Below are 18,120 nucleotides of genomic sequence, written 5' to 3'. Positions count from 1 at the left end.
AAAGGCCCTCCTATGATTATTATTTTATCATAGAAGAACCTTTTGAAGTTATTTTACAGAAAAAGTTTCACACTTCCGAAAAATCATAACCAGGTAAATCGCGGCTCCTCTGACAATGTCTTCCTTCTCTCCACTCCTTACTAATTTTTTTATACGGTTCATGTTATGTTATTTTCTCCTTCAAATGATGTTCTGGAATTGACGGGGCCCGGGTAATAGTTCATACTTGTCTGAACCGTTGCAGGGCCCGGGATATATCTGCTGATTTTCTGCCCCGCCCGCTTTATTATGCGGATTCAAATCCCAGCAGTTCTTCGCGCGGCATATTAACAAACACGATCTCGCCCACTCTGAATTTCTTTTCTTTTGCCGCCTGAAAAGGCACATCCACATACAGCACCATATCGCCGTAGACCACATGGCTTACCTGTACGGAAACACGGTTATAAAATCCTCTGAATTCAATGTCTGCGATCTTTCCGCGCAGGCTTTCCCTGCCTGCCGTTCTTTCTATTTCTATCTTTTCAGGGCGTATGGCAACGCGCTCATAATTGCCCAGATTGTATACCTGGCTCTTTTCACGGTCAATAAAATTGATGGAGCCGATGAAATCCGCTACAAAAGGATTTTCCGGGTGCTCATAGATTTCTTCCGGGGTTCCCTCCTGCATCACAACAGCCTTATTCATTACAATGATTCTGTCTGCCATGGTCAGGGCCTCATCCTGGTCATGGGTTACCATGATCGTTGTTAGACCCAGTTCTTTTTGAATACTGCAGATCTCTTTCCTCAGAGATATCCTGACCTTTGCATCCAGCGCGGACAACGGTTCATCCAGCAGCAAAAAATCGGGCTCTGTCGCCAGTGCCCTTGCCAGTGCAACACGCTGCTGTTCTCCCCCCGACATCTGTGACGGCAGGCGGTCCTTTGCATTGGTCAGTTTAATCATCTCAAAAAGGCGCCCAACCCGCTCTTCGATGTCTTTATTTTTTATCTTTTTGTTGCGCAGCCCGTATGCCACATTTTCGTATGCCGAAAGGTTCGGAAAGAGCGCATAAGACTGGAACATGATCCCAAAGTTTCTTCTGGCCGGCGGAAGATTGGTCACATCTCTGTCATTGATGTATATCCTCCCGTCACTTGGCCGGTCCAGGCCGGCTATTAAGCGCAGCAATGTAGATTTGCCGCACCCGGAAGGGCCAAGCAGGCAGACGAATTCGCCTGCTTGGATCTGTAAATTCACATGATTCAATGCCACATTCTTCTCAAAAACCTTTGAAACATCACTGATTTTTAAACTTACGCTCATAGGATCTACCTCTATTCTTCCGGAGCACTCTTGGAATCGTAACGGTCAGTCCAGCTTTCCAAAATGGATTCTCTGTTCTTTGCCGCTTTGTTAAAGTCCATATCCGGGATCAGCTGATCCAGCGGATTCTGTGAATATCCTTCCGGAATATTATCGCTGGCGCCCGTTGCAACGATCGGATAATTGGTTGCATATTTTTTCATAACATTATCAGATATCGCCCAGTCCAGGAACTTTTTGGATATCTCTTTTTCATTGTCCTTTTTAATCAGAGCATTTGCTTCCATATCCCATCCGGAACCCTCTGACGGGAACACTGCCTCACAGATCTCGCTTCCCACTTCTTCTGCTGACTGAATGCAGCGGTAGCCGAAAGAGATGCCGATTCCATATTCCCCTGCTGCTGTCGCCTTAGCAGGCTGAGAACCAGAATGCATATAAACCGCTACGTTTTCATGAAGCTTATCCAGATAGTTCCAGCCTTCCTCATCTCCGTAGAGGCTGAGAATTCCATTAACAGTTAAGAGTCCGGTGCCGGAAGACGCGGGATTGGACATTGCGATTAGTCCCTTATACTTCGGATCCAGCAGATCTTCATAAGATTTTGGTACGGTATCAATTCCCTTTGACTTCAGGACTTCCTTATTTACAATAAACGCAGTTTCCCATGCATCGATTCCCACCCAGGAAGGTACATCCGCGCTATCTTTGAATTCCGGGAGGATTCTGTCCGCCCCTTCCGGTTCGTATGGTTCCAGCATATCATCCTGTGCCAGTACAAGCAGACTGGTAGCCGACAGGCCCCATACCACATCCGCAACCGGATTATCCTTTTCCGCAAGCAGTTTAGATGTGATGATACCCGTGGATTCTCTTGTGACATTTACTGTGACATCCGGGTTCTGTTCCTTAAATTCTTCCAGATAATCCGTCACCTGCTCGTCCTCGAGAGCGGTATATACATTGATTACATTCTCGTCTCCTGCACTTGCCGATGTGCTGCTGCCTTCCTCTGCATTTGCCTTAGTCACGCATCCTGTCAGTGTGCCCAGGGTCATGAGCGCTATCATTCCCATTACTATAATCTTCTTCATAATTACCTCCAGATTTATTATTTATCTTCATTTCACAAGGCAATTATATCGGCTGATTATTGAATTCTTATCATCTGTTGGTTGGAATTCTGTAAAATATTTTCCTGGAAATGTTAAATTATTTTACATTTTCAGTTACCTGGAGTATAGTCGGCAAGCTTTAGACTTGTCGACGGATGGGGACGCGAAATAAAGGGAACGCCGCCAGCCTTCCAAATATACATATGCCGTTGGAAAGTGCGGACACGAACCTAAGAAATTCTAGGAAGCCGACAGCCAAAAAAGTGGGGCACAGGCGACACATCACGAGAAATCAGATGATTTCTCGCGCTGGGTCGCCTAATTTTGTGATTCGGTGATCACAAAATTTCCCCACTTTTTCGGCTGTCGGCTTCCAAGAATTTCTAAGGTCCGCTTTAGCGCTTTCCAACGGCATATGTATATTTGGAAGGCTGGCGGCGTTCCCTTTATTTCGCTGGGTTCATCCAATCGGTAGATAAACTTGTCAACTAGGGAGGTCCGTAACGGGGGCAGCGTATTGAGTCGTTTGATGACACAGCATAGCCCCGGTACATAGAAAGAGTAAATTGAGCTTTATTCTGCTGCTGACTCTTCCCCAGGTATGAATTACAGGGTACCCTTGGGTATACTTTTACTATACAGGGTGTTAGAAAATGTTGAATACTAAATGCAGGACCCATTCCAAAAATAATTTTCATGCGCTTTCAGCACAACAATTTATATTTCTATAAAGTTACAACCGTATCGTTGATAAATGAATGGGGACTTCATGTTCCACCGGTCGAATCAATACACTGCCCCCGTTACGGACCCTCCCCAGTAGACGAGCTTTACTGCCGATTGGATGAACCCAGCGAAAGGACGGGATAGCCGAAAACCTCCCGGAGAACATCCATGTCCTTTCAAAAATGCTCAAAGCGGGCCTTAGAAATTCTTGGTGGGAAACAGCCGTGAAAATGGAGAGAATTTTTGATACCGAATCAAAAATTCAGCTGACCCAGCGCGAGAAATCATCCGATTTCTCGTGATGTGTCAGCTGTGCTCCATTTTCGCGGCTGTTTCCCGCCTAGAATTTCTTAGGTTCGTGGCCGCATTTTTGAAAGGACATGGATGTTCACCGGGAGGCTTTCGGCTATCCCTTCCTTTCGCGCCCCCATCCGTCGACAAAACTGAAGCTTGCCGACTCATCCCCGGTAACCATATTCAGGGAAGAAACAGGATCTCGCTGCTTTCATGAGCTGGACAGGCTCCCAGCATTGTCTTCCCATTTTCATACCTGCCATGGAAATCACTTCCCCCTGTCATGAACAGCCGGTAGCTGCGGCAGTACTCCTCAACCCTTCTTCGGTCGGACTTCCCGTGGGAGGGGTGGTTCCACTCGATTCCGTCCAGCCCTGCCTCCGCCAACCGGTGTATCACCCCGTAGTTTCCCTGCTGCCCCGGATGCGCCAGTACCGCATATCCTTTATCGGCCTTGATTGCCTGCACCACATCCTCTGCAGCAGGGTACTCAATATCAAAGTCACAGGGGCCCTGATTTTTAAATATATTTTGGTAAACTCTCCCGAACAGCGTTTCACTCTGCCCGGTCTTTACCAGATAATCCAGAATATGCTGCTTATAAATGCAGGACCCTGCCGCCCTCCTGATCTCCTCCTCGGATATTCGGTACCCGAGGTTCTTAAGAATCCCGATCTGCTTCAGGCAGTTTTCATTTCTTTTTTTCAGTGTTTCTCTTCCAATGGCCTCTATCTGTCGGTTAGTCTGATATTTATATCCAAGTATGTGAACTTTTTTATTTCTTTTGAAATCAAATGCAGACATTTCAATTCCCGGAATAGCCTGAATCCCCTGTTCCTCCGCCAACGCCTTGTGCTTTTCGGCATCAATCGTTGTATCGTGATCCGTAAAAGACAGGTGCGTAATCCCCTCCGCTTTGGCCCCGGCAAGGATGGCCTCTGTCTGCAGGCTGCAGTCAGATACCGCCGTATGTATATGTAAATCCGCCCGGTACATCACACCGCCTCCTCTGTCTGAAAGCTGCCCTTTGAAATATTGTACACGCGGTCACAAAGCCCTTCCATGAACTCAAGATCGTGGAAAATTCCTATCATAGATGTTCCTTCTGCTTTCAGCTTCATCAGTAATTCTTTTACCAGAAGCTTTGTGCCGTTGTCCAGTGATGCCGTCGGTTCATCCAGTAATAATAGCCTTGGCGCCTTTACCATGGCATGAGCCAGGTTCAGCCTCAGCTTTTCCCCGCCCGAAAAAGTATTGGGATAAATATCCCAGAGCGTCTCGCTCAGCTTAAAGTAACGCAGCATTTCTTCCGCTTTTTCTCTGGACTCTTCATAGGAAAATCCAGCGTCCAGGGCGCCGTTGATCACATGCTCCCTGGCTGTGGTACGGGGAAGTATCGTCAGAAACTGCGATACATATCCGATCTCTACTTTCCGCAGATGAATGATTTTTCTTTCTTCCGCGCTTGCCAGATCCAGTCTTCCGTATGAAAGTGAATCGTACATCACGCTTCCGGTGGAGACGGAATAGGTGCGGTAAATGCAGCGCAGGACCGTAGATTTTCCTGCCCCCGATGTCCCCACGATTCCAATAAAACCGCCTTTGTCCAGCGTAAAGCTGATATCCCTGCAGCTCTTGATCTCCCTGCCCTGCTCATGCAGATAGAATTGTTTTGACAGGCCCTTTATTTCCAGTATATGCTCCATAATTCCTCCTAATCCGCCACACGGTAACGGCATTCCATAATACATTCTCCATTCACAAATACCTGCTTCACTGCAGGTTTTCCCTCTGCTGCATCTACGAGAAGCAGATCCGCTCTCTTTCCAATTTCCACAGACCCCAATTCCTGATCAAGCCCCACAGCTCTGGCGGGATTGGCCGTCACATACTGTACTGCCTTACAAAGAGGGATGCCGTATTCCCGGTTCAGGCAGAATACCGCCTGCAGCAGGGCCTGGGGATAATAATCAGATACAAGAACATTGGCTGCACCTGCACGAACCGCCTCCAGAGCGGACAGATTACCGGAATGCGATCCGCCCAGCAGTATATTCGGCGCCCCTAAGACGGTCTGAAAGCCTTTTTTCACCGCGGCCTCTGCCACTTCCAGCGTAATCGGGAATTCACTGATGGACACGCCCAGTTCCCGGTTCATATCCAGCTTTTCTACGGTATCATCATCATGGCTCGCCACGGAGATCCCACATTTTGCTGCTGTCTCTGCCAATTTTCTCAATTGAGGAAATGATACTGTTTTTTTCCGCATTTCCCGCTCTACCAGTTCCTCAAATTCCTTCTCCGAAAGGCCTCTGCCCTCGTCTGGCTGATGTTTCCGGTAAATATCCAGATTTTTATACTGCCCCTGTCCCGGCGAATGATCCATAAAGGACAGCAGATCCACCAGGCCGCTTTCAAGCATGTCCGCTACCTCTTCATAGCAGTCCAGATTATCAATTTCATAGCGCAGATGATATCTGTGGCGGATCAGTCTCTTCTTGTGCCGGTATTCTCCAATCAGACCGGCCAGTTTCTTAACCTGGGAGGACTGCCTGATTTCTTTTACATCCCAGGAGCCGTCCCGGAACATGGATATCGAGTGGAACATTGTGGTAATACCGCAGGTGGCCAGCACCCGCTCCGCTTCCCCCAAAGCCATTTCAAAATCCATAACCGCAGTACTGCGCGGCTGTATATATGTCTCAATCATGTCGGAGTGAATATCTATGATCCCAGGCATAATATAGGCTCCACCGGCATCATAGATTTCGCGGGAACCGGTTTTATCCGCATCCCCAGTCCTCCGGATGCCGGTGATCCTGCCGTTTTCTATCACCACATCATGGGCCTGCAGCATCTGCTCCTCCAGGACAATAATTCCGTTTGTTATTATTTTCTGCATGTAATCTTCCTCACATTTTCCAATTCAGCTGTTGCATCATTTTTATATCCTTTGTTACACAAATTTCATTTCAGCTGTTGCATCATTCCCATTTCAGCTATTGCATCATTCCCATTCCGGCTGTTGCATCATTCCCATTCCAGTTGTTGTATAACCCCCATTCTGCCTTTTACAAAAGGGAATGGACCAGCTGCTGGGTATATGGCTGCTGCGGGTCATCCAGAATCTGATCGGTCAGCCCCTGCTCGATGATCTTTCCGTCCAGCATGACGATTGTTCTGTCTGCCAGCATGCGTATCACCGCCAGATCATGGGAAACCAGCATGATGGAAATGTGGAATTCCTGCCGGATTCTGCGGATCAGTTCCAGCACTTTTGCCTGCACGGACAGGTCCAGCCCCGTGGTGACTTCATCCAGCAGGAGAATCGCCGGATTATTTGCCAGTGCCTTGGAGATCTGTACTCGCTGCTGCATGCCCCCGCTGAAGTTTTTCGGTGGTTCTTTCTTTCTGGACTGCAGGATTTCCACCGCATCCAGCAGTTCCTCTACGCGCTCGTTCATCCCTGCAAAATTCCGCTGGCCTGCGGCTATCAGCTTCTCGGCGATATTGCCGGCGCCTGAGTAGTCCATCCGAAGGCCCAGCAGGGGATTCTGGTAAACCATTCCCATGATATGGTTTTTTATATATTTTTTCTTTTGCAGGCTCTGTCCGAAGATATCTGCCTCCCCATTCTCAAAATCCCGGAGATACCCTTGTCCCTCCGTTATATCAAAATCAAAGTACAGACTCTTCATCAGTGTTGATTTTCCGGAACCTGACTCTCCCACGATTCCCAGTATCTCGCCCTCGTACAGAGTTACATTAATATCGCTGCATGCCCAGACGGTTTTACAATGGGGGCAGGTGTTTTTGACCAGTGCTCCGCCATTCCTGCAGTGATCACAGGTTTTTCCATAACGCACGGTCAGGTGCTGAATATCCAGTACGGGCTTTTCCATTACGCTCCACGCTCCCTTCTGCCACGGCAGAATCCGGTATCACTGCATTCGTATACCTTTTCTCCTGTGCTCTCATCTATGATTTCATCCAGATATACCCCCTGTGCACCGCACAGCCTGCATCTTTTTCCTTCAAAGTCTTCTGTTTTAAACGGAACATCCTCAAAACACATGGATTCCACATCCGTATGCGGCGGGATCGCATAGATCTTCTTTTCCCGTCCTGCCCCAAACAGATACAGGGTATCGCTGTCATTCAGCTTCTGGTTGTCATACCTCGGGATGGGGCTGGGGTTCATGACATAGCGTTCCTCCACCATGACCGGGTATTCTGAGCTGATGCTGATATCCCCGAACTGGGTCAGATCCTCAAAGAGAGAAAGCCACATGCCGCTGTACTCTGCTTCTGCATGCATCTGTTTTGTCACAGATTCCCTCGGCTCTACAATACGCAGAGGTTCCGGCGTCGGCACCTGAAGGACCAGTATCTGGTCATTTCTCATGGGAATCTCCGGTATTCTGTGACGGCTCTGAATGATACTTGCTTCTTCCGAATCTGTGGTGAGTTCCACCCCGGTGCATTCTTCCACCAGTTTTTTTATATTTACGGCATTGACACTGTCATCGCTGCCCTGATCAATGACTTTCAGTACATCCTCTTTTCCGATAATGGACAGGGTGATCTGAATGCCGCCTGTTCCCCAGCCCCTGCCGATGGGCAGCTCTCTGGAACCAAAAGGGACCTGGTAGCCGGGGATGGCCACTGCCTTTAATATGCTTCTTCTGATTTCACGCTTGGAGCCCTCATCCAGAAAGGCAAAATTATAGTGCTTTGCATCAATCATTTATTCATCCTCCGTTTCTCTGCAGAGGGGTCTGCCCTCTTTGCCATTGGTGTCTGTCTCTCTGACTCTGTCCAGTTTCGATTGGAAGGTGACATAGTGCGGCAGCTTTAGATGGGATATAAAGCCGCTCATTTCCAGACAGTCGCCGTGGGTGAGAACAAATTCCTCATCCTGGGACGGGGTGCTCCCCTCGGTTTCCAGTCCCGCATCGGCAATAGACATGGCAATGGCCTTGTTCTCATTTCTGCCGAATATCAGGCCGTATCCTCCGGAAAGCGTCATCTTATCGAATTCCTCATCTGTTTCTGTGTGGGAAGGCACCAGTGCTTCCACTTCGGTCACAAGGATTTCTCCGATACAGATCTCTTCTTCCTCATTCAGTGCATAGGGAATGCATACTTCCACATATCCGCTCCGCAGCTCGGATACGGTCGGATGTACAGCCCCGTACCCGCGCATGGAGCTGTAAGCAACTCCCCCCAGGAATCCGGCATCACTTCTTGCAAACGTCTGCAGCCTTGCACTGCGCGGAGCGGGAAATGTGAGCAGACTGCTGGTCACATCAAAGGGAGGGGTATTATCTTCCGCTGTATCCTCCAGTAGATTCTCGGCTTTTAAAAGATCTGTCACGCGGCTGCAGCGAATGTCGGCGCCGTCTTCTGCCACAGTTCTTTCTATTTGTTCCTGCACTTCCCGTGGTTTATCGTGATTTACACGGTCTTCTGTTCCGCCTTTCGTATTGTCTTCTCTACTGCCTTTTATATTGTCTTCCATGATATCTTCCATCAGCGAAAAGTCCAGAAGACGATGTGAATAATCGTATGTAGGTCCCAATATCTGCCCTCCCGGGATATCTTTAAAGGCAGCGGAAATCCTCCGCAGAATCCGCATTTTCCCCGTATCAATCGGCAGTGAATAATAGTTTCTAGGCAGGGTGGAACGGTAGGCCCGCAGTAAAAATACCGCTTCCTCCACACTGCCCTCGCACTGCTTCAGCGCCAGCGCAGCATACTCTTCTGAGTAAAACCCTGCTTCGCTCATGATCTTATCTACTAACAGCGCCATATTTTCTTTCATGCATGTCACACTGATATCTTCTTTGCTCTCTCTGAATATTTCCAGCAGTTTCAAGGACTGTTCAATTGCCTCTTTGCCGCCGGTAACTGCTACATAAGCCATATGTCTGCCTCCTATTGTTTTCTTGAATACTCTGCTTTTATATCATCCTGCACAACCTCGGGAGTCCCATAATGTTCCCGGTAACATCCGCAAATACCAAATCCACCCCAAGCGGATACTCAATCTGCAGACTTTGACGCAGAGCGGTGACCTTTTTTATATAAGGATAGACCTCGACAGTAAGCCTGTCTTTGATGCCGGGTCCCTCCAGTGTCATGGATTCTCTGCCTGCCAGCTCCGTGCACTGCAGAAAAACCGTGGCCGACTGCTGAGGATCGGCATACGTCCCATGCTTAATATTTTTCAAAATCTGTTCCATGGAGCCATAATTCATCTCGGAGGAAAGGAAGATATAATCTGCCTTGTCCAGATCCGCCTCATGGCACAGTGTCAGACTGTGTAAATCCGCAGAAAGTACCGGATTCTTTTCTACATACATTGTTTCTTCATTATCCAGCAATGTGCATCCCAGTGCCATCAAAGCCTGGTGGCTGCCTGCAAATTTACCGGCCTGATGACCGATACTGCCGATTGTTCCCGGATTAGCCAGGGCATGGAGCAGTTTTCTGAATACCTTCTGTCCGTCAAACACAAAATCAAACTCATATGCAAGTTTTAATTCCTTCACCATTTTCTATTCTCCCATTACATTAAAATTAACCTTCGATTTTCTAAGCGCGCGATTTAACTCTGCACGCGCCGCTGCCTGCTGCCTGCCAAGCTCTTGAATCTGCCCGAGTACCTGCTGCTTCTCTGCCTTTTTATCCGGCAGATTCAGAAATCCGTCAATAACAGCTGCCGCCGTCACTTTATCAAAATCATCTCCCGCAAGTACTGCCGCGCCTTTCACGCCATCCACCAGCACCATACATTCTGTTGCAAGCACTTCGCCGAGATAGAACAGGGATCTTTTAACAGTTTCCCTGGCTTTTACCATCACGAGTGTTTTCTGCGGCGGCTTCATAATTTGAATCTCACAGTTTTCTTTCATAGGACCAGCAATTTCTATTACTTCCTTCTGGGAAGCTCCTGCCAGAATTACGGATATCTCCCGCTTCGTCATAACTATTCCTCCTGATCTGCCTTTGTTTAAATTCAAATATTTTACTTCTCTGAGCATCTTATGTGAGGAATGTAAAGTTGCCAACTGCGTTGCGTAAACTCTTCGTAAAGTTGTCTGAATATTGTTGTGCTTGAGAGATTCTGTTGTTATAATCGTGGGGAAAACAGGCAGAATTTGAAGGGGAGGTCAAAGGGGTCTGACCCCCTTGAGCTTCATTGTCTGAATATACACGGAGGTGTACTTATATGAAGAAAAATTGGACATGGGAGTCCATTGTTGATGTTCTTATACAGGAATTTCAGAAAAATATATACAAGAAGGGCGATAAGATGCCAAGTGAAAATAAGATGGCCGTCCGATTTGGCGTCCCCCGCTCCGAGATCCGGAAGGCTTATGAACGGCTGAAGGAACTGGGTTATATCTATGCCATGCAGGGCTATGGCAGTTTCTTTTCCGGCAGGCGGGATAAGATTCTGCTTTCTATGGAGGACCGGAGTTTTTCCAGCAAGATGGCGGATCTCAATCTTTCCTTTGAGACCCGGAATATGGGATGCCAGAAACTGCGGGGAGATTCTCTGATTCACAGCATGCTGGGTGTGGAATTCGAGGAGCCTATTTATAAGATCACCCGCCTGCGCATACTGGATGGTGAGCCTGCTGCCATACATATCAGCTATATGGCGGAGGATCTGTTCCCCTGCATTCAGGAGGACGGTGCCTCGATTACTTCGGTCTATGACTATATCCATAATTGCGGCTATTCCAATCTGCATACGGAGAACCGGCAGCTTACGGTCTCTTCTCTCAGCAAAAAGGAGCGCTCCCTTCTGCAGATAAAAGGGTACGCTCCCTGTCTTGTTCTCACCTGCCGCTGCGTCACGCTTCCCTCCGGAACCGTTGTAGAGGTTGCCAGGACCATATACCGCAGTGACAAGTTCATATTTGTTTAACTAGTGACGGTCTTTAGCAAAGCACTTCCCTGGTAGCCACCACGTTTACTCCGGTTCCCGCCGCATTCCCCAGAACGATATCCCCTATATGCACAGGAGGTTTCATTTCCACATCCTTCAGCTGCCTTACACACTCAAATATCTTTCCTTTCGGAATATCCGTCTCCGTCTTTACAGAGACCGTCTTCTCCCGGCTGTCACTCATCCTGACTGTTGTGGTCACAATTCTGGTCGGGTTCGTCACTTCCTTTCTGGCATAGCTTTCCCCGCGGGGGCAGGTATTTCCGGCCACAGACAGCACCTCATGATCCTCTGTCTCCACCGTTAAGGCACATCCCATGGGACAGCCGATACAGATCAGTTCTTTTTTCTCCATTTCTATGCCTCCTCTATCCGAATTCTGATTGTTTCATCTTCATTGCAGCCCAGCAAAAGGGACTTCTCCAGCCTGATCTCTTCCATCTCTCCCGGAGCCATTACAGGACGTTTTTTGTGAATGATTCTTTCTTCCCCGAGATATACGCTGACATAACACTTCCGGTACACACTGCCGACCCGGAATCTTACCGTCAGCTTATCCTCCATATGATCCGGTCTTATAAATGAAGGGACTGTATAGCGCACCCCGCCTGACGGCTGTATTGGAAGCACTTTTCCATATCCTCCGCCGTTTTCTGTGGACTTATCCACATGCTTCTTAACATAAAGTGCGGCATTCTGCCCTGCCATTTCCGCTTCCTCCGAAACGAAATCTACCAGATCGTGGACATGCAGAACATTCCCACAGGCAAAGACTCCGGCCACGCTGGTCTCCAGGCTTTCATTCACCACCGGCCCGGAGGTGACGGGGTTTAACTCTGCTCCCATCTGCCCGGATAATTCATTTTCCGGAATCAGGCCGACAGACAAGAGAAGCGTATCACATTCATAGTCCTCCTCTGTCCCGGAAATGGGTCTTCCTTTTTCATCAACCGCCGCAAGCGTTATCCCTTCCACGCGCTCTTTTCCCTTAATATCTGTTACGGTGTGGCTCAGCTTCAGTGGTATGCCGTAGTCGTCCAGACACTGTACGATATTCCGCTTCAGCCCGCCGGAGTAAGGCATCAGCTCCGCCACCACTTTTACCTCTGCGCCTTCCAGCGTCATTCTTCTCGCCATAATCAGACCAATGTCCCCGGATCCCAGTATCACAACCTTTCTGCCGGGCAGAAAGCCCTCCATATTTACAAGCCGCTGCGCCGTGCCGGCCGAATAGATCCCCGCCGGGCGGTAGCCCGGTATGTTCAGCGCACCCCTGGAACGCTCTCTGCATCCCATGGCAAGGACAATGGCCTCCGCCTGAATCTGAAACATGCCTCTTTCCCGGTTCATGGCAGTAATCAGCTTCTCCCGGCTGATGTCCATGACCATGGTTTCCAGTCTGTATTCAATCCCCAGTTCCAAAACGCGCGCCTCAAAACGCGCCGCATATTCCGGACCGGTCAGCTCCTCTTGAAAGGTATGCAGACCAAACCCATTATGGATGCACTGGTTCAAAATTCCCCCCAGCTCCTTATCCCGCTCCAGGATCAGAATGCTCTCTATTCCTGCATTTCTGGCTGAAACTGCGGCTGCCAGTCCCGCAGGCCCTCCTCCGATGATCACGATCTTATATTTCTCCATTTTCATATCCTCCTACTGTCCGCAGACTTCCAGTTCATCTTCTCCATGCTGCTGATCTGATGATAACAGTTCATGCCTGCCTGAACTGTTACATCTGATGCCAATCCATCTACAGCACATCTTTATTCGTCCCTACGATCAGTCCGGAGTTTCCGCCGGCCTTTGTAATCGCTTCCATGGACACGCCCAGTTCCCTTGCCAGAATCTCCATCGTCCTCGGCGAACAGAATCCGGCCTGGCACCGTCCCATACCGGCTCTCGTCCTGCGCTTCACGCCGTCCAGTGAACGCGCCCCCAGCGGCCGGTGTATGGCATCCAATATCTCCCCTTCGGAAATCATTTCGCACCGGCAGATAATATGTCCATAGGCCGGCTGTTCCAGAATCAGTTTATTTCTATCTTCTATGGAGAGCAGCGCAGGATTCAGTATCCCTTTTCTCCTCCCCTGAAAATCAGGATTTTTCTGCAGCTTCATCTTATCCCGCAGAATCTCCGCCACCATAAGCCCCACAGCCGGTGCGCTGGTAAGGCCGGGAGATTCTATTCCCGCACAGTCGATAAATCCCGGGGCATCTGAAGCCTCCTCTATGATAAAGTCATTTCCGTCCTCATGGGCACGCAGACCGGCAAAACTGGTGATCACCTTTTTGAGAGGCAGATCCCTTACATTCTGCCCGGCCTTCTCTGAAATCGCAGCAAGCCCTGCCGCTGTAGTATTTGTGCCTTCTTTATTCTCAATATCTTCCGCCGTAGGCCCAACCAGCAGATTTCCATGCACAGTCGGAGTTACCAGAACTCCCTTTCCTAATTTCCCCGGAAGGGCGAATATAGTTCTGGAAACGTGATTTCCTGCCCCTTTATCCAGCAGGAAATATTCTCCCTTCCTTGGAGTGATATGGAGCTTTCTGCTGCTCACCATATTATGGAAACGGTCCGCATACACACCCGCAGCATTTACCACATACCGGGCTTTGTAATCACCGGAATCTGTCTTGAGAAGGTAACCGCCCTCCACCTTCTCAATCGCATCCACTTCCGTATCAAACCGAAATTCCACGCCGTTGGCACAGGCATTTTCAGCCATTGCGATATTCAGGCCAAAAGGACAAACGATTCCGGCCGTGGGTGCATACAAGACGGCCTCCACCTGTTCCGTAATATTGGGTTCCAGTGCAAGCGCTTGTTCCCTGTTCAGAATCTCCAGGCCTTCCACACCGTTCTCTTTTCCCTGAGCCTGCAGCCTCATTAGAACCGGAAGCTCCTCCTGATTCCTGCATATAACCAGCGACCCCTTTCTCTGAAACGGAAAATCCAGCTCTTCTGACAGCATCCCCATCATGCGGTTTCCCTCCACATTCAGCTTGGCCATTAGAGAACCTGGCCGTGCGTCATATCCGGCATGGACGATCCCGCTGTTAGCTTTGGATGTCCCGCAGCATACATCCACTGATTTTTCCAGAACGCATACCTTCACCTTATATCTGGACAGCTCCCTTGCTGCCGCCGCACCGGAAACACCGGCTCCAATTATAATTACATCATACATATTTCATCCCTCCTGGATTCCGAAAAATATTTTGTCTTTAAAGACAAAAAACAGAGCCCGCAAACAAACATATCTGCTGATATGTCATCTGCCAGGCTCTGTTCTCATCGGCACAAATTATTTATTTCTATATATATTATACGCCTCCCTCCCCCAAATTACAACCGGAATTTAAGGAGGGAAAGTTTCCCCTCTGGGTGGGGTTCCGAAACGGTGGCAGCGGATTAATTCGTTTGGTTGTACTGAGTTGGCCTAGAGCGTGTTCCACCGTTCTAATTAATACGCTGCCACCGTTTCGGAGGCCCCATCCGCTGCCGAGACTTAAGCTCGTCAGCTAATATCTGGTTTATGGTAATATAATCTGCATACCTCATCTCCCTTGGCAATGCTCTTTAATAGCTTTAGTTTTCCGCCATAAGCTTCTCCGATTCCCCGGTCTCCGCACATGGCTATATCGCACAGATCAGAGATTTCCTCATCGGAACATCCCGCCTTCTGCCACGCTTTTACCAGCGGGCAGTAATGGAAATCTATTGCCAATACTTCTGGCGTGTTTTTTCGGATTTTCATTTCAAATACCCACTGGGCTGGTTTTGTGAATAAGGTTTTCCTGAGTCCTGTGAAATCTTTTGTGCCGCCCTTTTTCACCAGTGCCGCTCCCTGGGTAAGCCCGCAGCGTTTGATTGCGGCGCTGCCGAAATCTTTTTTGTCCAGGCCTCTTTTTTCTGCCTCATCACACAGCAGATAAAGCCAGGTTGCTCTGTGCTCCAGTTGTTCCCGGATGGCCGTTATTAATGCATTTTTAATCTTTGGTTCATTTTTAACCCTGCCCATGTCCTGCCTCACATTTCTATATGTATTCACATATCCCTATTTTTGAAAATGATCTGATGCTGCTGATTCACTGTGCTGTCTTTATTCTTCTTTTGCCCAGCCGTATGAGTACCTCACCGCTTTGTTCCAGCCCCGGAGCATCTTTTCCCGTGTATCGGCCTCGATATCCGGCTCAAATACCCGGTCGATCGCCCAGTTTGTTAATACCTCTTCCTTACTTTTCCAGTATCCTACAGCAACCCCGGCCAGGTAAGCTGCGCCCATGGCGGTTGTTTCCACGCACTGCGGACGTTTTACAGGGGCATTGCTCAAATTTGCCTGCGTCTGCATGAGGAAATTGTTTGCGCTGGCGCCGCCGTCTACCTTGAGTGCAGAAAGCTTTATCCCGGAATCCGCCTCCATGGCGCGCAGCACGTCATTTACCTGATATGCCAAAGACTCCAGGGTGGCGCGTATGATATGATACTTGTTTACACCGCGGGTCAGGCCCACGATGGTTCCCCTGGCGTACTGATCCCAGCGCGGCGCTCCAAGACCGGTAAATGCGGGAACTACATAACATCCGTTTGTGTCCTCCACCTTCTGGGCCATATATTCGGACACCTGTGACGAATCAATCAACTGCATCTCGTCCCGCAGCCACTGGATCGCCGCACCTGCTACAAAGATGGAACCTTCCAGTGCATAATTGACTTTCCCGTCCATGCCCCAGGCAATCGTCGTCACAAGACCATTTTCGGAATATACCGGCTTCTCCCCGGTATTCATCAATAAAAAACAGCCTGTTCCATATGTATTCTTGGCCTCGCCTTTCTGAAAGCAGGTCTGGCCGAAAAGCGCCGCCTGCTGATCTCCTGCTGCCCCCGCAATCGGGATGGGCGCCCCGAAAAACCCGGCGTCCGCCTCACCGTATATGCAGCTGGACGGCTTCGCCTCCGGAAGCATGGAGGCCGGTATTCCAAGCTCCGCCAGTATCTCTGCGTCCCACTGAAGTGTATTGATATTAAACAGCATGGTTCTGGAGGCATTGGAATAGTCCGTTACATGAACCGCCCCTTTTGTCAGCTTCCAGATCAGCCATGTCTCTACCGTCCCGAATAAAAGCTCCCCTCGCCCGGCACGTTCCCTGGCCCCTTCCACATTGTCCAGAATCCACTTTACCTTAGTCCCGGAGAAATAGGCGTCGATCACCAAGCCTGTTTTTTTCCTGAATTTGTCTGTCAGCCCTTTTTCTTTCAGGCTGTCACAATACTCAGATGTCCGCCTGCACTGCCATACAATCGCCTGATAGACCGGCTCGCCGGATTCCTTATCCCAGACGATCGTCGTCTCCCTCTGGTTAGTAATGCCAATGGCTGCTATATCCGCAGCCGTCGCATTGATATTTGCCATTGCCTGCTGCGCCACCTCAAGCTGGCTGGACCAGATCTCTTCCGCATTGTGCTCTACCCAGCCCGGCTTCGGAAAATATTGTGTGAACTCTTTCTGTGCCACACTGCACATATCCCCCTTTTCATTAAAAAGAATACACCGGTTGCTGGTCGTCCCCGAGTCCAGCGCCATCACATACCTTGCCATAGTAAAACCCTCCTTTTATGATTTCTGCATTTGCTTCTATTCCCATACACGCCATAATTCTTGTACGCCTTATAATTCCCATACGCCGGGGTTGGTTGACGATACCGCCACAGCCCCCGCCTCCAGGGCTCCCATCACATCCTCTTTATCCGCGATCAATCCGCCTGCAATGACCGGAATCCGGCTGCTTCTGCAGATCTTCCGGATCACTTTGGGCATCACTCCCGGCATGACCTCGATAAAATCCGGTTTTTTGCCCCGCTGTCTGTCCAGATTCTCTATGCTCTTAATGGCCATGGAATCTATGACGAAATAACGCAGCACTGCATACATTGACAATTCCTTAGCCCGCTGGATCATCAGCGATTTTGTGGACAAAATCCCGTCGGCGGCGGTACTGTTCTTGATATAATCAACTGCCGCCTCTTTGGCACTCAGCCCGGTAATCAGGTCGATATGTACCAGAGCCGTCTTCCCGGCCTCTTTGATCCGCTTCACAATACCGGGTATAGAACAGATATCCCCGTAAAGTACAAAAATCACCTTCATTTCTTCCATGGCGCAGCATGTTTCCACACCCTCTTCATCCTTCACTGCCGCGATCACCGGATTTTCCTCGACGATCTCATAAAATTCCCGCATTTTATTCATTCCTTCCCTCTCCGCCGGAAATCCACATCCCACTGGAGCGCGTCTGAAAATTGCTTGTTGCAAGATGTTGTCCCAGTTTGCGGGGATATAAGTCCAACTTTTCATATTCTTTTACTTGTTATATTTTATCATGCGTTGTGCCTGCACACAAGCAAACGTCTACGTTTTTGTCACTAATCCAGAAAGAAAGTTAGCGACGAGCTTTACTCTCGGCACGGATGGGGACGCTCCATAAAGGGATAGCCGAAAGCCTCCCGGAGAACATCCATGTCCTTTCAAAAACGCTCTAAGCGGGCCTTAGAAATTCTTGGTGGGAAACAGCCCTGAAAATGGAGAGATTTTTGGATTCCGAATCCAAAAATCAGCTGACCCAGCGCGAGAAATCATCTGATTTCTCGTGATGTGTCAGTGGTGCTCCATTTTCAGGGCTGTTTCCCGCCTAGAATTTCTTAGGTCCTCGGCCGCG

The 18,120-nt window shown here is 49.1% G+C and carries 17 protein-coding genes; 1 reads left to right on the top strand and 16 read right to left on the bottom strand.

The window, feature by feature from the left end; all coding sequences use genetic code 11:
• Window positions 1–286: 286 nt before the first annotated feature.
• From GKG43_RS21720 to phnG, 10 genes are all read right to left on the bottom strand, one after another.
• Window positions 287–1,309: an ATP-binding cassette domain-containing protein gene (locus tag GKG43_RS21720; protein WP_055154377.1), complete on the bottom strand. Its 1,023-nt coding sequence runs from the start codon at window positions 1,307–1,309 to the stop codon at window positions 287–289.
• 11 nt (window positions 1,310–1,320) lie between these two features.
• Window positions 1,321–2,403, bottom strand: a complete 1,083-nt coding sequence (locus GKG43_RS21715) for a putative 2-aminoethylphosphonate ABC transporter substrate-binding protein (protein WP_050641481.1) — start codon at window positions 2,401–2,403, stop codon at window positions 1,321–1,323.
• 1,224 nt (window positions 2,404–3,627) lie between these two features.
• The gene (locus tag GKG43_RS21710) at window positions 3,628–4,440 is read right to left on the bottom strand and encodes a PHP domain-containing protein (RefSeq protein WP_055154375.1); all 813 of its coding nucleotides are present in this window, start codon (window positions 4,438–4,440) and stop codon (window positions 3,628–3,630) included.
• Window positions 4,440–5,150: an ATP-binding cassette domain-containing protein gene (locus GKG43_RS21705; RefSeq protein WP_050641483.1), complete on the bottom strand. Its 711-nt coding sequence runs from the start codon at window positions 5,148–5,150 to the stop codon at window positions 4,440–4,442. Before GKG43_RS21705 ends, GKG43_RS21710 begins: the two co-directional genes overlap by 1 nt.
• Before the next feature lie 8 nt (window positions 5,151–5,158).
• Window positions 5,159–6,346 (bottom strand): phosphonate metabolism protein PhnM, encoded by a 1,188-nt coding sequence (gene phnM / locus GKG43_RS21700; RefSeq protein ID WP_055154373.1) that lies wholly within the window; start codon window positions 6,344–6,346, stop codon window positions 5,159–5,161.
• 169 nt (window positions 6,347–6,515) lie between these two features.
• Window positions 6,516–7,346 (bottom strand): ATP-binding cassette domain-containing protein, encoded by an 831-nt coding sequence (locus GKG43_RS21695; RefSeq protein ID WP_050641485.1) that lies wholly within the window; start codon window positions 7,344–7,346, stop codon window positions 6,516–6,518.
• Window positions 7,346–8,191, bottom strand: a complete 846-nt coding sequence (locus tag GKG43_RS21690; protein WP_050641486.1) for an alpha-D-ribose 1-methylphosphonate 5-phosphate C-P-lyase PhnJ — start codon at window positions 8,189–8,191, stop codon at window positions 7,346–7,348. Before GKG43_RS21690 ends, GKG43_RS21695 begins: the two co-directional genes overlap by 1 nt.
• Window positions 8,192–9,370 carry a carbon-phosphorus lyase complex subunit PhnI gene (locus GKG43_RS21685; protein ID WP_050641487.1) on the bottom strand — a complete coding sequence of 393 codons (1,179 nt, stop codon included), beginning with the start codon at window positions 9,368–9,370 and terminating at the stop codon, window positions 8,192–8,194. It lies immediately after the preceding gene.
• A gap of 37 nt (window positions 9,371–9,407) precedes the next feature.
• Entirely contained in the window at window positions 9,408–10,001 is a 594-nt protein-coding gene (gene phnH, locus GKG43_RS21680; protein ID WP_050641488.1) for a phosphonate C-P lyase system protein PhnH, read from the bottom strand.
• A 3-nt stretch (window positions 10,002–10,004) separates the two neighbouring features.
• On the bottom strand, window positions 10,005–10,433 hold the full coding sequence (gene phnG / locus GKG43_RS21675; protein WP_050641489.1) for a phosphonate C-P lyase system protein PhnG: 429 nt from the start codon (window positions 10,431–10,433) through the stop codon (window positions 10,005–10,007).
• A gap of 245 nt (window positions 10,434–10,678) precedes the next feature.
• Between phnG and GKG43_RS21670 the strand changes: the two genes are divergently transcribed.
• A complete protein-coding gene (locus GKG43_RS21670) occupies window positions 10,679–11,383 on the top strand; it encodes a GntR family transcriptional regulator (RefSeq protein WP_050641490.1) in 705 nt (234 codons plus the stop codon).
• A gap of 13 nt (window positions 11,384–11,396) precedes the next feature.
• Here the strand turns inward: GKG43_RS21670 and GKG43_RS21665 are convergent, their stop codons facing one another.
• The 6 genes from GKG43_RS21665 to GKG43_RS21640 form a co-directional block, all read right to left on the bottom strand.
• The gene (locus GKG43_RS21665; RefSeq protein WP_050641491.1) at window positions 11,397–11,759 is read right to left on the bottom strand and encodes a DUF1667 domain-containing protein; all 363 of its coding nucleotides are present in this window, start codon (window positions 11,757–11,759) and stop codon (window positions 11,397–11,399) included.
• Window positions 11,760–11,761: 2 nt separating this feature from the next.
• Window positions 11,762–13,045: an FAD-dependent oxidoreductase gene (locus GKG43_RS21660; RefSeq protein WP_129879985.1), complete on the bottom strand. Its 1,284-nt coding sequence runs from the start codon at window positions 13,043–13,045 to the stop codon at window positions 11,762–11,764.
• 109 nt (window positions 13,046–13,154) lie between these two features.
• Complete coding sequence (locus GKG43_RS21655; protein ID WP_129879983.1) at window positions 13,155–14,591, bottom strand: NAD(P)/FAD-dependent oxidoreductase; 1,437 nt, start codon at window positions 14,589–14,591, stop codon at window positions 13,155–13,157.
• A gap of 330 nt (window positions 14,592–14,921) precedes the next feature.
• Window positions 14,922–15,425: an L-2-amino-thiazoline-4-carboxylic acid hydrolase gene (locus GKG43_RS21650; RefSeq protein ID WP_055154367.1), complete on the bottom strand. Its 504-nt coding sequence runs from the start codon at window positions 15,423–15,425 to the stop codon at window positions 14,922–14,924.
• An 81-nt stretch (window positions 15,426–15,506) separates the two neighbouring features.
• A complete protein-coding gene (gene glpK / locus GKG43_RS21645) occupies window positions 15,507–17,003 on the bottom strand; it encodes a glycerol kinase GlpK (RefSeq protein ID WP_050641495.1) in 1,497 nt (498 codons plus the stop codon).
• Between the two features lie 69 nt (window positions 17,004–17,072).
• Window positions 17,073–17,645 (bottom strand): glycerol-3-phosphate responsive antiterminator, encoded by a 573-nt coding sequence (locus tag GKG43_RS21640; protein ID WP_347562152.1) that lies wholly within the window; start codon window positions 17,643–17,645, stop codon window positions 17,073–17,075.
• Window positions 17,646–18,120 lie beyond the last annotated feature (475 nt).

The sequence above is a fragment of the Eubacterium sp. BIOML-A2 genome (assembly GCF_009680135.1).
In the GTDB taxonomy this organism is placed as follows: Bacteria; Bacillota; Clostridia; order Lachnospirales; family Lachnospiraceae; genus Faecalicatena; species Faecalicatena contortus_B.
This window is presented reverse-complemented; position numbering and strand designations above follow the sequence as displayed.

Excerpts from the sequence above, each read along its gene's own strand:
- GKG43_RS21720 (WP_055154377.1), bottom strand. The coding sequence starts at position 1,309 with ATGAGCGTAAGTTTAAAAATCAGTGATGTTTCAAAGGTTTTTGAGAAG.
- GKG43_RS21695 (WP_050641485.1), bottom strand. The coding sequence starts at position 7,346 with ATGGAAAAGCCCGTACTGGATATTCAGCACCTGACCGTGCGTTATGGA.
- GKG43_RS21650 (WP_055154367.1), bottom strand. The coding sequence starts at position 15,425 with ATGGGCAGGGTTAAAAATGAACCAAAGATTAAAAATGCATTAATAACG.
- GKG43_RS21640 (WP_347562152.1), bottom strand. The coding sequence starts at position 17,645 with ATGCGGGAATTTTATGAGATCGTCGAGGAAAATCCGGTGATCGCGGCA.
- GKG43_RS21705 (WP_050641483.1), bottom strand. The coding sequence starts at position 5,150 with ATGGAGCATATACTGGAAATAAAGGGCCTGTCAAAACAATTCTATCTG.
- glpK (WP_050641495.1), bottom strand. The coding sequence starts at position 17,003 with ATGGCAAGGTATGTGATGGCGCTGGACTCGGGGACGACCAGCAACCGG.
- GKG43_RS21690 (WP_050641486.1), bottom strand. The coding sequence starts at position 8,191 with ATGATTGATGCAAAGCACTATAATTTTGCCTTTCTGGATGAGGGCTCC.
- GKG43_RS21665 (WP_050641491.1), bottom strand. The coding sequence starts at position 11,759 with ATGGAGAAAAAAGAACTGATCTGTATCGGCTGTCCCATGGGATGTGCC.
- GKG43_RS21660 (WP_129879985.1), bottom strand. The coding sequence starts at position 13,045 with ATGGAGAAATATAAGATCGTGATCATCGGAGGAGGGCCTGCGGGACTG.
- GKG43_RS21655 (WP_129879983.1), bottom strand. The coding sequence starts at position 14,591 with ATGTATGATGTAATTATAATTGGAGCCGGTGTTTCCGGTGCGGCGGCA.
- phnG (WP_050641489.1), bottom strand. The coding sequence starts at position 10,433 with ATGACGAAGCGGGAGATATCCGTAATTCTGGCAGGAGCTTCCCAGAAG.
- phnM (WP_055154373.1), bottom strand. The coding sequence starts at position 6,346 with ATGCAGAAAATAATAACAAACGGAATTATTGTCCTGGAGGAGCAGATG.
- GKG43_RS21670 (WP_050641490.1), top strand. The coding sequence starts at position 10,679 with ATGAAGAAAAATTGGACATGGGAGTCCATTGTTGATGTTCTTATACAG.
- GKG43_RS21685 (WP_050641487.1), bottom strand. The coding sequence starts at position 9,370 with ATGGCTTATGTAGCAGTTACCGGCGGCAAAGAGGCAATTGAACAGTCC.
- GKG43_RS21715 (WP_050641481.1), bottom strand. The coding sequence starts at position 2,403 with ATGAAGAAGATTATAGTAATGGGAATGATAGCGCTCATGACCCTGGGC.
- GKG43_RS21710 (WP_055154375.1), bottom strand. The coding sequence starts at position 4,440 with ATGTACCGGGCGGATTTACATATACATACGGCGGTATCTGACTGCAGC.
- phnH (WP_050641488.1), bottom strand. The coding sequence starts at position 10,001 with ATGGTGAAGGAATTAAAACTTGCATATGAGTTTGATTTTGTGTTTGAC.